At 71.1% G+C, this 14,309-nt stretch carries 9 protein-coding genes and 1 pseudogene; 7 read left to right on the top strand and 3 right to left on the bottom strand.

Annotated elements, in window-relative coordinates; genetic code table 11:
• Nucleotides 1-19 precede the first annotated feature (19 nt).
• On the top strand, nucleotides 20-1,438 hold the full coding sequence (locus ACZ68L_RS18095) for a sugar porter family MFS transporter (protein ID WP_469577846.1): 1,419 nt from the start codon (nucleotides 20-22) through the stop codon (nucleotides 1,436-1,438).
• 79 nt (nucleotides 1,439-1,517) lie between these two features.
• On the opposite strand, the gene ACZ68L_RS18090 is transcribed toward ACZ68L_RS18095, so the two are convergent.
• Together ACZ68L_RS18090 and ACZ68L_RS18085 are read right to left on the bottom strand one after the other, a co-directional pair.
• Nucleotides 1,518-2,483 carry an LLM class flavin-dependent oxidoreductase gene (locus tag ACZ68L_RS18090; RefSeq protein ID WP_469577844.1) on the bottom strand — a complete coding sequence of 322 codons (966 nt, stop codon included), beginning with the start codon at nucleotides 2,481-2,483 and terminating at the stop codon, nucleotides 1,518-1,520.
• A 58-nt stretch (nucleotides 2,484-2,541) separates the two neighbouring features.
• Nucleotides 2,542-3,949, bottom strand: a pseudogene (locus ACZ68L_RS18085) (purine-cytosine permease family protein).
• A 111-nt stretch (nucleotides 3,950-4,060) separates the two neighbouring features.
• Here ACZ68L_RS18085 and ftsY point away from each other — a divergent pair.
• Nucleotides 4,061-5,272 (top strand): signal recognition particle-docking protein FtsY, encoded by a 1,212-nt coding sequence (gene ftsY, locus ACZ68L_RS18080; protein WP_469577842.1) that lies wholly within the window; start codon nucleotides 4,061-4,063, stop codon nucleotides 5,270-5,272.
• A gap of 180 nt (nucleotides 5,273-5,452) precedes the next feature.
• On the opposite strand, the gene ACZ68L_RS18075 is transcribed toward ftsY, so the two are convergent.
• Nucleotides 5,453-6,112 (bottom strand): bifunctional DNA primase/polymerase, encoded by a 660-nt coding sequence (locus ACZ68L_RS18075; RefSeq protein ID WP_469577840.1) that lies wholly within the window; start codon nucleotides 6,110-6,112, stop codon nucleotides 5,453-5,455.
• Nucleotides 6,113-6,537: 425 nt separating this feature from the next.
• Here ACZ68L_RS18075 and nsdA point away from each other — a divergent pair, with 425 nt between their 5' ends.
• From nsdA to ffh, 5 genes are all read left to right on the top strand, one after another.
• On the top strand, nucleotides 6,538-8,013 hold the full coding sequence (gene nsdA, locus ACZ68L_RS18070) for a transcriptional repressor NsdA (RefSeq protein ID WP_469577838.1): 1,476 nt from the start codon (nucleotides 6,538-6,540) through the stop codon (nucleotides 8,011-8,013).
• A 369-nt stretch (nucleotides 8,014-8,382) separates the two neighbouring features.
• Complete coding sequence (locus ACZ68L_RS18065) at nucleotides 8,383-9,741, top strand: ammonium transporter (protein WP_469578155.1); 1,359 nt, start codon at nucleotides 8,383-8,385, stop codon at nucleotides 9,739-9,741.
• Nucleotides 9,738-10,076 carry a P-II family nitrogen regulator gene (locus ACZ68L_RS18060; protein WP_327272692.1) on the top strand — a complete coding sequence of 113 codons (339 nt, stop codon included), beginning with the start codon at nucleotides 9,738-9,740 and terminating at the stop codon, nucleotides 10,074-10,076. Before ACZ68L_RS18065 ends, ACZ68L_RS18060 begins: the two co-directional genes overlap by 4 nt.
• A 59-nt stretch (nucleotides 10,077-10,135) precedes the next feature.
• On the top strand, nucleotides 10,136-12,595 hold the full coding sequence (locus tag ACZ68L_RS18055) for a [protein-PII] uridylyltransferase (protein ID WP_469577836.1): 2,460 nt from the start codon (nucleotides 10,136-10,138) through the stop codon (nucleotides 12,593-12,595).
• Nucleotides 12,596-12,727: 132 nt separating this feature from the next.
• A complete protein-coding gene (ffh, locus tag ACZ68L_RS18050; protein WP_469577834.1) occupies nucleotides 12,728-14,278 on the top strand; it encodes a signal recognition particle protein in 1,551 nt (516 codons plus the stop codon).
• The last annotated feature ends 31 nt before the right edge of the window (nucleotides 14,279-14,309 follow it).

Genomic DNA, 14,309 nt, shown 5'->3' with positions numbered 1-14,309 from the left:
CCAGGCATCAGGAGTTCAAGTGACCAGCACCTCGCAGGGACCGGCGTCCGGAGCCCGAGCGGCCCACCCGGACCACCTCGGCCATGTCATCTTCATCACGGCGGCCGCGGCGATGGGCGGCTTCCTGTTCGGCTATGACAGCTCCGTCATCAACGGTGCCGTCGAGGCCATCCGCAGCCGGTACGAGATCGGTTCGGGAACGCTCGCCCAGGTCATCGCCATCGCCCTGATCGGCTGTGCGATCGGCGCGGCCACGGCGGGACGCATCGCCGACCGTATCGGCCGCATCCGCTGCATGCAGATCGCCTCCGTGCTCTTCACCATCAGCGCCGTCGGCTCCGCGCTCCCGTTCGCGCTCTGGGACCTGGCGATGTGGCGCATCATCGGCGGCTTCGCCATCGGCATGGCCTCGGTGATCGGCCCGGCGTACATCGCCGAGGTCTCGCCGCCCGCCTACCGCGGTCGCCTCGGCTCCTTCCAGCAGGCCGCGATCGTCGTCGGCATCGCCATCTCCCAACTGGTCAACTACGGCATCCTGCAGCTCGCCGACGGCGATCAGCGCGGCAAGATCGGCGGCATCGAGGCCTGGCAGTGGATGCTCGGCGTGATGGTCGTCCCCGCAGTCCTGTACGGGCTGCTGTCGCTGGCGATCCCCGAGTCGCCGCGGTTCCTGATCTCGGTCGGCAGGAAGGACCGCGCCCGGCAGATCCTGGCGGAGGTCGAGGGCACGTCCGTCGACCTCGACGCCCGGGTCGCCGAGATCGAGACCGCCATGCGCCGTGAGCACAAGTCCAAGTTCGCGGACCTGCTCGGCGGACGCGTCGGCTTCCTGCCGATCGTCTGGGTCGGCATCGGCCTCTCGGTCTTCCAGCAACTCGTCGGCATCAACGTGGCGTTCTACTACTCGGCGACGCTCTGGCAGTCCGTCGGCATCGACCCGTCGGCCTCGTTCTTCTACTCGTTCACCACGTCGATCATCAACATCATCGGCACCGTGGTCGCCATGGTCCTGGTGGACCGGGTGGGCCGCAAGCCGCTCGCGCTGGTCGGGTCAACCGGTATGGCCATCGCCCTCGCCTTCGAGGCCTGGGCCTTCTCGGCCCACCTGGTCGACGGCAAACTGCCCCACGCCCATGGCGTCGTGGCACTCGTCGCGGCCCATGTGTTCGTGCTCTTCTTCGCCCTGTCGTGGGGTGTCGTGGTCTGGGTCTTCCTCGGCGAGATGTTCCCGAACAGGATCCGCGCCGCGGCACTCGGTGTCGCCGCGTCCGCGCAGTGGATCGCCAACTGGGCGATCACCGCGAGCTTCCCGAGCCTGTCCGACTGGAACCTGTCGGGCACGTACATCATCTACGCATGCTTCGCCACGCTCTCGATCCCCTTCGTGCTCAAGTTCGTGAAGGAGACCAAGGGCAAGGCGTTGGAGGAGATGGGCTGATCCCCGCTGTCCCTCTCCTCGTCCACGGAGCGCCCCGGCCCGCACCCGCGGAGCCGGGGCGGTTCCGGATACGCCGAGGTCAGCGCGCGACCGCGGCGCAGAACAGCCGCAGACTGCGCCATCCCTCCTCGACCGGCATCCCGCCGCACAGCGGATGCAGCACCAGGCTCTCCGCTTCCCCGGCCGCCGCGGCGCACTCGTCCGGTGTGACGACCCGGTAGACCCCTTCGTCCCGCAGCTCCGTCACCGTCGTCGCCGCCGAACGCACGGCCGAGCGGATGTCCTTGGACTGCCAGGAGGCGTACGTGCGCGCCTCGTGGAGAAAGTGCCCGCCGTACTCCGCCCAGGTCCGGTCCGGGTCCTCGGACACATGCAGCAGCGGTGTCCGGGCGGCCGGCATCATGCAGAAGCCGTCCGTCCCGAACCGCGCACGCTGCGCGTGGTAGTACGCCTCCAGCTCCGGCAGATGCGCGCTCGGGAAGAACGGCAGCCCGAACCGGGCCGCCCGCCGCGCCGCCGCCCGCGAACTGCCGCCCACCAGCAGCAGCGGATGCGGCCGGGTGTACGGGCGCGGAGTGATCCGGACCATACGGCCCCGGTACGGGAACGGCTCCCCGGTCCACGCCTGCAACAGGGTCTCCAGCAGCTCGTCCTGGAGCCTGCCGCGCCTGCCCCACTCGACGCCCGCCTGTTCGTACTCCTCCGGCCGGTAGCCGATCCCCGCCACGGTGACCAGCCGGCCCGCGCTCAGCAGGTCCAGGACCGCGATGTCCTCGGCCAGCCGCAGCGGGTCGTGCAGCGGGCCGATGATCGCCGAGACGGTGACCGCGATCCGGCGGGTGGCGCCGAAGACCGAGCCAGCGAAGACGAAGGGGGAGGGCAGCCAGGAGTTGGCGACGCCGTGGTGCTCCTCGGTCTGTACCGTGTCGACGCCGTGCTCGTCGGCGTACGCGGCCATCTCCAGGGCGGCGCGGTAGCGGGCCGAGAGCGACTCGTGGGTGGCGTCGGGATCGACGAGATTGAACCGGACCACTGTGAAGGCCATGACACTTGTCCCCTTCGTCGGGCGCACTCGGCGAGCCGGGAGACTAGCTGACGGAGTGTCAGAAGTGTAGAGGCGCGTCGCCTCCGGGCTCGCCCCCGCCCTCCCGCGCGGCGGGGCGAGGCAGGGCCGCGTACAGCGCGGCGAAGGCGGTGATCGTGGCTGCCCGGCCCAGTCCGTGGCGCCCGATCCAGGTGTCTGGCGAACGGGCCGGAGAACCACTGCACGCCGGCGAAGAGCAGTCCCACCACGAGGCCCACGGTCCACGCGGTCACGGCCGCCACGGCGAAGCCCCCCGTGTACCAGTAGGCGCCGGAGGGCGTGGTGTCCGGGGAGTGCCGCCGGATCGTATCTGCGCCCCCGGAGTTGATCCACACCGAAGACCCCGATCCACACCGAGAACGTCACCGCGAGCAGCGTCGGAAAGGAGACGAAGGAATTTCGTGAAGCCCGCCGCCGTCATCATCGGCAGTGCGCCCAGGAACACGCTGATGCCGGCGTTCACCCCGACCGCCCACGCCCGGGGGATCCTGAATCCCGGCGTCTGCGCGGTAAAACCGCCCGAATGCAGCGACATCGCGTTGATCAGCACCATGCCGATGACGGCCATCAGCAGATACGGCACCGCGAGCCGGCCCGGCAGCAGGGCCCCGATGAACGCCACCGGCTCCCGGGCGACGGCCGGCCCCGGCGTGGCGAGCGCCATCACGGTGCCCATCAGTGCCGGCGGCGGGCATACGAACCCGGCGCTGCTCACGGTCGCCCCGACCATGGCGGGGCCGGACGCGGTGCGGGCAGGCAGTGGGCGGCGGGACCCGCCGGAACCCGGCCGATCCCGCCGCCCACCAGAGTGCCGACCCCGGTGATCACCATCGCCGTCGGCCCGGCGGGCCTGTCCAGGACGTCGTGCCAGTCGGTCCTGCTGAGCAGGTGGATCAGTACGAGGACGCTGAAGCAGGCGAAGAGGTGCATCGACCAGGTGCAGCAGGCCCGCACCGCCCGCATGCCCGGCCCCGACACCAGGAAGCCGCTCCCCACGAAGGAGAGCAGGGTCACCATGATCAGGGTGTTGCCGCTCGTGATGGAGAAGAGCAGGTTCAGTACGGCCGGCAGGGCGTAGGTGCCGGTGACCGCGTTCACCTTCACCCAGCCTCAGCGGGCGATCCAGATCGGCGCTCTGGGCAGCAGGTTGCCGCACCGGCCGAAGACGGCCCGCGAGAGCGCCATGCCGGGGGCCCCGCCCTCCCGGCCCGCGGCCGAGATCAGTCCGACCAGTCCGAAGCCGATGGCCGGCGCCACGATCGCGACGGTGAGTACCTGCCAGAAGTTCAGCCCGTTGAAGACGATGAGCCCCGCGCCCATGGTGAGCGGCAGCACAGTCGGATTCGCACCGGCCCAGAGGGGAAGAGGGTCCGGACCCGGCCGGTGCGCCCGCTGTCGGGGACGGGCTCCAGGTCACGGGTCTCCACGGACAGGGCCGTATCTTTACCGCCAAAAGGTGCATAACGGTTGAAGTGGATGCGGGGGGTGGTCCTTCGGGGCGGTCCGTGCGGGCGGTCGTGACTGATACTGGATGGGTTATGGAATTCGTCATCCTTGCTGTAGTCATCGCCCTGGTCGCGGTCGGCGTGATCAGCGGGCTCGTGGTCAGCGGCCGCAAGAAGAAGCAGCTGCCCCCGGCACCGTCGAGCACGCCGACCATCACTCCTCCCGCCGAACCTCATGTCGGCGAGGAGGCCGAGACGCCGCGCGAGGAACCGCGCCGCACCATCGAGGAGGTCGGCCCTCCCGCGGCCGAGGCTCCCGTCGCGGAGGTCCCCGAGGCCGTCGGGCCGGAGGCGCCCGCCGCCCCCGCCCTCGAAGTGCCCGAGCCCACCGCCGGCCGACTGGTACGGCTGCGCGCCCGGCTCGCCCGCTCGCAGAACTCCCTCGGCAAGGGGCTGCTCACGCTCCTGTCCCGCGACAACCTCGACGAGGAGACCTGGGAGGAGATCGAGGACACGCTCCTCACCGCCGACGTGGGCGTCGCGCCCACCCAGGAACTGGTGGAGCGGCTCCGCGAACGCGTCCGTGTCCTCGGCACCCGTACGCCCGACGGGCTGCGCACGTTGCTGCGCGAGGAGCTCCTCGCCCTGCTGGGCACGGACTTCGACCGCGAGGTCAAGACGGAGAGCGGTGTCGACACCCCCGGCGTTGTGATGGTGGTCGGCGTCAACGGAACCGGCAAGACCACCACCACCGGCAAGTTGGCCCGGGTGCTCGTCGCCGACGGCCGCAGCGTCGTGCTCGGCGCCGCCGACACCTTCCGGGCCGCCGCCGCCGACCAGCTGCAGACCTGGGGCGAGCGCGTCGGTGCCCGCACCGTGCGTGGTCCCGAGGGCGGCGACCCCGCGTCGATCGCCTTCGACGCGGTGAAGGAGGGCATCGCCGAGGGCGCGGATGTCGTCCTCATCGACACCGCCGGACGGCTGCACACCAAGACCGGGCTGATGGACGAGCTCGGCAAGGTCAAGCGGGTCGTCGAGAAGCACGGACCGCTGGACGAGATCCTGCTCGTCCTCGATGCCACGACCGGGCAGAACGGCCTCGTGCAGGCCCGGGTGTTCGCCGAGGTCGTCGACATCACCGGCATCGTGCTCACCAAGCTGGACGGCACCGCCAAGGGCGGCATCGTCGTCGCCGTCCAGCGTGAACTGGGCGTACCGGTGAAGCTGGTCGGTCTCGGCGAGGGGCCGGACGATCTGGCTCCGTTCGAGCCGGGCGCGTTCGTGGACGCCCTGATCGGGGACTGACACCGCACCCACCCGAGGAGCCCGACCGCATGAGGCAGCCGCGGCCGGGCTCTTCCGTTCCCAGGAGCGGCTGCTTTCGGCGGTGGCTGTTCTCGGGAGCGGCTGCCGGTCGCTTCGGGGCCGGCCGCCTGTGGCGCGATGACGCCGTCGGTGAGCCGCCTCCTTCGCGGAAGAGGTGGTTCAGCCGCAGAGGGGTGTGCGATGGCAGCTGTACGCCAGCGTGCCCAGCAGCAGCCGTGCCTGCGGCGGCGCGGCCGCCGTGTCCAGCACCGGCGGGCGCAGCCACCGAACCGGGCCGAGGCCGCCCTCGTCGGACGGCGGGGCGGTGATGTGGCAGCCGGGCCCCAGCGCCCGCAGATCGAGCCCCGCGTCGTCCCAGCCCATCCGGTACAGCAGTTGCGGGAGCTCGGCGGCGGCCCCCGGGGCCACGAAGAACCGTGCCCGTCCGGACGGCGTCACCGCGACCGGGCCGAGCGGCAGTCCCATTCGCTCCATGCGGACCAGGGCCCGGCGCCCGGCCGCTTCGGCGACGTCGAGGATGTCGAAGGTGCGGCCCACCGGCAGCAGCATCGAGGCGCCCGGAACCCGGGCCCAGGACTTCGCCGCCGCGTCGAGCGTCGCGCCCGCGGGGACCTCGGGCGCGAAGGCCAGCGGATGGGCGCCGGGGGAGGGGCACGTCGGCTCCCCGCAGGAGCAGCGGCCCGAGGCTGCCCGCGTCCCCGGAACTACGGCCCAGCCCCACAGTCCTGTGTACTCGGCCAATGCCGTGCACTCGGCCGCACGGCCGCGGCGCCGTGAGCCGGTGCGCATCTCACGGATGCCGCCGATCGTGAAGCCCATACCCCCTCCAACGGGTCCGACTCGCCGGTGGTTACGACGCGGAGCCGAGTCGTGACGCTCCGGCGCCTCTGTCGATCCGTGGTGCGCCCGGCGCATTCGGGGGCGTGCGACGCCGGTCGCGCGCTCCGAGGCGCATCACTGCACCCACTGACGATCGTCGTGTGTCAAGTGAATCGCGCCGGGCGGGGGTGGCGTTCATCCGAAGGGGTGGCGAATGGTGGCGTTTCTGTCATCGCCCTCGTGGGAGTGGTGATCGTAGGATTACCGTCGGTACACGAACCATGGAAGTATGTGCGCCCACGGGTATGCCGGAGGCAACCCGATTTCCTGTTCCATTGCGCGCAACCTCCGTATGGGCGGCATTGGGCCAGGGCATTCTGATAGTGGTTCGCGCGACAGCATTTCGGCCGAATGGGGGCGTTCCAGTGAGTGGCAGCGGCGCAGGCGATTCGAATGCCGGTAAGCGCCCCAATGAGCAATTGGGCTCATGGTTCGTGCGCAGCGGCTGGTCGAAGGGCGAGCTCGCGCGGCAGGTGAACCGCCGGGCGCGCCAGATGGGCGCCCACCACATCAGCACCGACACCTCCCGGGTGCGGCGCTGGCTCGACGGCGAACAGCCGCGCGAGCCGATCCCGCGCATCCTCTCGGAGCTCTTCTCGGAGCGCTTCGGCTCCGTCGTCGCCATCGAGGACCTCGGGCTGCGCTCGGCGCACCAGTCACCGTCCGTGTCCGGTGTCGACCTGCCCTGGGCGGGCCCGCAGACCGTCGCGCTGCTCAGTGAGTTCTCCCGCAGCGATCTGATGCTCGCCCGGCGCGGGTTCCTCGGCTCCTCGCTCGCCCTGGCCGCGGGGCCCGCCCTCATCGAGCCCATGCAGCGCTGGCTGGTGCCCGTCGCCGCCTCCGGTCCGGCGGAGCCGGAGCCGTCCGTCGCGGACCGCCGTCCCTCCCGGCTCTCCGGCCCCGAGCTCGACCTGCTGGAGTCCACCACCGCGATGTTCCGCCAGTGGGACGCGCAGTGCGGCGGCGGACTGCGCCGCAAGGCCGTCGTCGGGCAACTCCACGAGGTCACCGACCTGCTGCAGGAACCGCAGCCGGCCGCCACCGCCGAGCGGCTCTTCCGCTGCGCGGCCGAACTGGCGGAGCTGGCCGGCTGGATGAGCTACGACGTCGGCCTCCAGCCCACCGCCCAGAAGTACTTCGTTCTCGCGCTCCACGCCTCGAAAGAGGCCGGCGACAAACCGCTCGGTTCGTATGTTCTGTCCAGCATGAGCCGCCAGATGATCCATCTCGGCCGGCCCGACGACGCGCTCGAACTGATCCACCTGGCGCAGTACGGCAGCCGGGACTGCGCCACCGCGCGTACCCAGGCCATGCTGTATGCGATGGAGGCCCGCGCGTACGCCACCATGGGCCAGCCCAGCAAATGCAAGCGAGCCGTCCGGATGGCCGAGGACACCTTTCTCGACGTCGGCATCGACGGCGAGCCCGAGCCCGACTGGATCCGGTTCTTCTCCGAGGCCGAGCTCAACGGCGAGAACTCCCACTCGTTCCGCGACCTCTCCTATGTCGCGGGCCGCAGCCCCAGCTACGCCACGCTCGCCGAAACCCGCATGCAGAAGGCCGTCCAGCTCTTCGGCGAGGACGACGAGCACCAGCGGTCGTACGCACTCAACCTGATCGGCCTCGCCACCGTCCATCTCCTCAAGCGCGAGCCCGAGCAGTCCACGGTGCTGGCCGAGCAGGCCCTGCGCGTGGCCAAGAAGATCCGCTCCGAGCGCGTCAACACCCGGCTCCGCAAGACGGTCGACACCGCCGCCAGGGACTTCGGGGACATCCCCGATGTCGCCCGGCTCACCGCGCTCCTCACCGAGCAACTGCCCGAGACCGCAGAGGCGGTCTGAGCGACACCCCTGACCCCGGCCACGACGACCACCCCGCACGGACCGACTTCGGCTCCCCCCATTGCCAGGTCAGCGGGTGGTCGGCGTGGCCGGTTCGCGTTGCCGTTCCCGTACGGGAGAGTCGTAACCGCACCGTATGCGGACCGGGCCGCAGAGCAGGCCCGGCACCGGATACGCCACCGCCGGTTCATGGGGACGTAACACACCCGACCTCTTCGTCACTGCCGCGAAACACCGAGCGGCATCGACGGAAACCGCGCTGGGCGAGTCTCATGGCGCATAGCCGGCCCGCACCTTTTCCCAGTGGTCCCGCACGTGGTGCCGCTCATCCCGCCCGCACGCGGCCGCACCGACGACGAGGAGACGCCGATGCCCCCAGGCATCACGACGCTTGCCGCAGACACCCCGACGCTGTCTGCCGCCAACACCGGGTTCATGCTCATCTGCTCCGCCATGGTGATGCTCATGACCCCGGCCCTGGCCTTCTTCTACGGAGGCATGGTCCGCGTCAAGAGCACCCTCAACATGCTGATGATGAGCTTCATCAGCCTCGGGATCGTCACGATCCTGTGGGTGCTCTACGGGTTCAGCCTCGCCTTCGGCACCGACATCGGGTCCGTCCTCGGCTGGAGCTCGGACTACGTCGGCCTCAGCGGGATCGGCATCACCCAGCTCTGGGACGGATACACGATCCCCGTCTATGTCTTCGCCGTCTTCCAGCTGATGTTCGCCGTCATCACCCCCGCGCTGATCAGTGGCGCCCTCGCCGACCGGGTGAAGTTCACCTCCTGGGCCCTGTTCATCACGCTCTGGGTCACCGTCGTCTACTTCCCCGTCGCCCACTGGGTCTGGGGCGCGGGCGGCTGGCTGTTCGAGCTCGGCGTCATCGACTTCGCCGGGGGTACGGCGGTCCACATCAACGCGGGTGCCGCCGCGCTCGGCGTGATCCTCGTCATCGGCAAGCGCGTCGGCTTCAAGAAGGACCCGATGCGGCCGCACAGCCTGCCGCTCGTCATGCTCGGTGCCGGACTGCTCTGGTTCGGCTGGTTCGGTTTCAACGCCGGCTCGTGGCTCGGCAACGACGACGGCGTCGGCGCGGTCATGTTCGTCAACACCCAGGTCGCCACCGCGGCCGCGATGCTCGCCTGGCTCGGTTACGAGAAGCTCCGCCACGGTTCCTTCACCACCCTCGGAGCGGCCTCCGGCGCGGTCGCCGGCCTCGTCGCCATCACCCCGTCCGGCGGCGCGGTCAGCCCGCTCGGCGCCATCGCGGTCGGTGCCATCGCCGGTGTCCTGTGCGCCATGGCCGTCGGCCTGAAGTACAGGTTCGGCTACGACGACTCCCTGGACGTCGTCGGCGTCCACCTCGTCGGCGGTGTCGCGGGCTCCCTCCTCATCGGCCTCTTCGCCACCGGCGGTGTCCAGTCCGACGCCAAGGGTCTCTTCTACGGAGGCGGCCTCGACCAGCTCGGGAAGCAGGCCGTCGGGGTCTTCGCCGTCCTCGCGTACTCTCTGGTCGTCTCCGCGCTCCTCGCCTTCCTCCTGGACAGGACGATCGGGATGCGGGTCGACGAGGACGACGAGATCTCCGGCATCGACCAGGTCGAACACGCCGAGACGGCGTACGACTTCAGCGGAGCGGGCGGCGGCGCGGCCCCGCGCACCACGGCCTCCGCGACGGCACCGGGTACGACGGCAGCAACGCAGACCAAGAAGGTGGACGCATGAAGCTCATCACCGCAGTCGTGAAGCCGCACCGGCTCGACGAGATCAAGGAGGCCCTCCAGGCCTTCGGCATCCAGGGCCTCACGGTCACAGAGGCCAGCGGATACGGGCGTCAGCGCGGCCACACCGAGGTCTACCGGGGCGCCGAGTACACCGTCGACCTCGTCCCCAAGATCCGCATCGAGGTCCTGGTCGAGGACGAGGACTCCGAAGAGCTCATCGACGTCGTCGTGAAGGCCGCGCGGACCGGAAAGATCGGTGACGGCAAGGTCTGGAGCGTGCCCGTCGACACCGCGATTCGCGTACGAACGGGCGAACGCGGCCCGGACGCCCTCTGACCGACGGCCCCGACGACCACCGTGCGAAGACCGACGGTCCCGAAACGAAAGGCAGCCGGGTGACGAGCACCGAAGCGACCACCGAATCCGAGGACTCGGAACCCAGCGGCTACGCGGCGGCCCGGCTGCGCCTCCTCCAGGGGAAGGAGCGGTCCGGGCCGCCGCGCCGTGCGGCCCTCGCCTCGCTCACCGACGACTGGCTCACCGCCCTGTTCACCGCCGCCGCCGGACAGACCGGCGTCCGCGGCGCCGCCCTTGTCGCCGTCGGCGGCTACGGCCGCGGTGAACTCTCCCCGCGCAGCGACCTCGACCTCCTGCTCCTGCACGACGGCCACGCCGACACGGCCGCCATCGCCGCCCTCGCCGACCGCGTCTGGTACCCCGTCTGGGACCTCGGCCTCGCCCTCGACCACTCCGTGCGCACCCCCGCCGAGGCCCGCAGAACGGCAGGCGAGGACCTCAAGGTCCAGCTCGGACTGCTCGACGCCCGGCCCGTCGCCGGAGACCTCGGCCTCGTCGCCACGCTGCGCACCGCGATCCTCGCCGACTGGCGCAACCAGGCGCCCAAACGCCTCCCCGCACTCGACGAGCTCTGCCGTGAACGCGCCGAACGCCAGGGCGAGCTCCAGTTCCTCCTCGAACCCGACCTCAAGGAGGCCCGCGGCGGACTGCGCGACGCCGCCGCACTGCGCGCCGTCGCCGCCTCCTGGGTCGCCGACGCCCCCCGCGAGGGCCTCGCCGAGGCCCTCCGCGTCCTCCTCGACGCCCGCGACGCCCTCCACCTCACCACCGGCCGCGCCACCGACCGCCTCGGACTCCAGGACCAGGACCAGGTCGCCGCCGAACTCGGCCTCCTCGACGCGGACGCCCTGCTGCGCCAGGTGTACGAGGCCGCCCGCACCGTCTCGTACGCCACCGACGTCACCTGGCGCGAGGTCAACCGCGTGCTGCGGGCCCGCTCGGCGCGCCCCCGGCTGCGCGCGATTCTGGGGGGCGGCAGGACGACCGCGGCCGAACGCACCCCGCTCGCCGAAGGCGTCGTCGAGGCGGACGGCGAGGTCGTGCTCGCCCGCACCGCCCGCCCCGAACGCGACCCCGTGCTCGTGCTGCGGGCCGCCGCGGCCGCCGCACAGTCCGAACTCCCGCTCTCCCGGCACCTCGTACGCCACCTCGCCACCACCGCCCGCCCGCTGCCGGTGCCCTGGCCCGCCGAGGCCCGTGAGGAACTCGTCACCCTCCTCGGCGCGGGCGAGGCCACCGTTCCCGTCTGGGAGGCGCTCGAAGCGGAGGGCCTGATCACCCGGCTGCTCCCCGACTGGGAACGCGTCCACTGCCGCCCCCAGCGCAACCCCGTCCACACCTGGACCGTCGACCGTCACCTCGTCGAAGCGGCGGTCCGCGCCTCCTCCCTCACCCGCCGCGTCGGCCGCCCCGACCTGCTCCTCGTCGCCGCGCTCCTGCACGACATCGGCAAGGGCTGGCCCGGCGACCACTCCGCCGCCGGGGAGGTCATCGCCCGGGACATGGCCGCCCGGATCGGCTTCGACCAGCACGACATCGGCGTCATCGCCACCCTCGTGCGCCATCATCTGCTGCTCATCGAGACCGCCACCCGCCGCGACCTCGACGACCCGGCGACCGTCCGCTCCGTCGCGGACGCCGTCTCCACCGCCTCCACCCTGGAACTCCTGCACGCCCTCACCGAGGCCGACGCCCTCGCCACCGGGCCCGCGGCCTGGTCCTCCTGGCGCGCCTCCCTCGTCGCCGACCTCGTCAAGCGCGTCGCCGCCGTGCTCGCCGGTCAGGCCCCGGAAGAACCGGAACCCGCCGCACCCAGCGCCGAACAGGAACGCCTCGCCATCGAGGCCCTGCGCACCGGCGAACCCGTCCTCACCCTGCACGCCCAGGCCGGGACCCCGGACGAGGACGGCGAACCGGAACCGATCGGCGTCGAACTCCTCATCGCCCTGCCCGACCGCCCCGGCGTGCTGCCGGCCGCGGCGGGTGTCCTTGCCCTGCACCGCCTCACCGTGCGCGCCGCCGACCTGCGCGCCGTGGAACTCCCCACCGAACTCGGCGCGGGCGACTGTGCCGACCTGCTGCTGCTCAGCTGGCGGGTCGCGGCCGAGTACGGCTCCCTGCCGCAGGCGGGCCGCCTCCGCGCCGACCTCGTACGCGCCCTGGACGGCTCCCTGGACATCCGTGCCCGGCTCGCCGAGCGCGAGGCCGCCTATCCCAGGCGGCGCGGCGTGAAGGCCCCGCCGCCGAGGGTGACGGTCGCCGCGGCCGGCTCACGGCTGGCGACGGTGATCGAGGTACGGGCCCAGGACGCCCCGGGACTGCTGCACCGGATCGGCCGGGCGTTGGAACACAGCGGGGTCCGCGTGCGCAGCGCGCATGTGTCGACGCTGGGCGCGAACGCGGTGGACGCCTTCTACGTCACGGACACCGACGGGGAGCCGCTGCCCGAGGTGCGGGCGGCCGAGGTGGCCCGGGAGGTCGAGAAGGCGCTGGGCTGAGCACCGCGTCCCGGCCCCGGAGCCCTCGAACGCCATGAGAACCGGGCGAGGGCCACGCGTTTCCCGGGGTCCGGATACCCTTGGGGACGACCGACCTGCCCCAGCCCCCGACCCTGAGGACCGACGAGCGCCGTGTTCGATACTCTCTCCGACCGCCTTAGCGCGACTTTCAAGAACCTCCGGGGCAAGGGCCGCTTGTCCGAGGCGGACATCGACGCCACGGCCCGCGAGATCCGTATCGCCCTGCTCGAAGCCGATGTCGCGCTGCCCGTCGTCCGGGCCTTCATCGCCAACGTCAAGGAGCGGGCGCGCGGCGTCGAGGTCTCCCAGGCGCTGAACCCCGCCCAGCAGGTCGTCAAGATCGTCAACGAGGAGCTCGTGGGCATCCTCGGCGGCGAGACCCGGCGGCTGCGGTTCGCCAAGAACCCGCCCACCGTGATCATGCTCGCCGGTCTCCAGGGTGCCGGTAAGACCACCCTCGCCGGAAAGCTCGGTCTCTGGCTCAAGGGCCAGGGCCACTCCCCGCTGCTCGTCGCCTGTGACCTCCAGCGCCCCAACGCCGTCAACCAGCTCAGCGTCGTCGCCGACCGCGCCGGTGTCGCGGTGTACGCGCCCGAGCCGGGCAACGGCGTCGGCGATCCGGTCCAGGTGGCCAAGGACTCGATCGAGCACGCCAGGTCCAAGCAGTACGACGTCGTCATCGTCGACACCGCGGGCCGCCTCGGCATCGACCAGGAGCTGATGCAGCAGGCCGCGGACATCCGCGACGCCGTCGGCCCCGACGAGATCCTCTTCGTCGTCGACGCGATGATCGGCCAGGACGCGGTCAACACCGCCGAGGCCTTCCGCGACGGCGTCGGCTTCGACGGCGTGGTGCTCTCCAAGCTCGACGGCGACGCCCGCGGTGGTGCGGCCCTGTCGATCGCCCATGTCACGGGCAAGCAGGTCATGTTCGCGTCGAACGGTGAGAAGCTCGAGGACTTCGACGCCTTCCACCCCGACCGCATGGCGTCCCGCATCCTCGACATGGGTGACCTGCTCACCCTGATCGAGCAGGCGGAGAAGACCTTCAGCCAGGAAGAGGCCGCCAAGATGGCCTCCAAACTGGCGTCGAGCAAGGGCAAGGACTTCACGCTCGACGACTTCCTGGCCCAGATGGAGCAGGTCCGGAAGATGGGCTCCATCTCCAAGCTGCTCGGGATGCTGCCCGGCATGGGGCAGATCAAGGAACAGATCAACAACATCGACGAGCGCGATGTGGACCGTATGGCCGCGATCATCAAGTCGATGACTCCGAAGGAACGCGCCGAGCCGACGATCATCAACGGCTCGCGCCGGGCCCGTATCGCCAAGGGTTCCGGGGCAGAGGTCAGCGCGGTGAAGAATCTGGTGGAGCGGTTCTTCGAGGCCCGCAAGATGATGTCGAAGATGGCCCAGGGCGGCGGCATGCCGGGAATGCCCGGGATGCCGGGGATGGGCGGCGGCCCCGGCCGGCAGAAGAAGCAGGTCAAGCAGGCCAAGGGCAAGCGCAAGAGCGGCAACCCGATGAAGCGCAAGGCCGAGGAGCAGGCCGCGGCGGCCCGTCGCGAGCAGGCGGCGGCGCAGGGCGGCGCGTTCGGCCTGCCGGCGCAGGAGGACAAGAACTTCGACCTGCCGGACGAGTTCAAGAAGTTCATGGGCTGAGCGCCCGACGACATGCGTGAGGGGCGCCCAC

Source organism: Streptomyces sp. NPDC104309, from assembly GCF_055584025.1.
The sequence above is the reverse complement of the archived record's forward strand: the minus strand, read 5'-3'. Positions and strand labels throughout refer to the sequence as shown.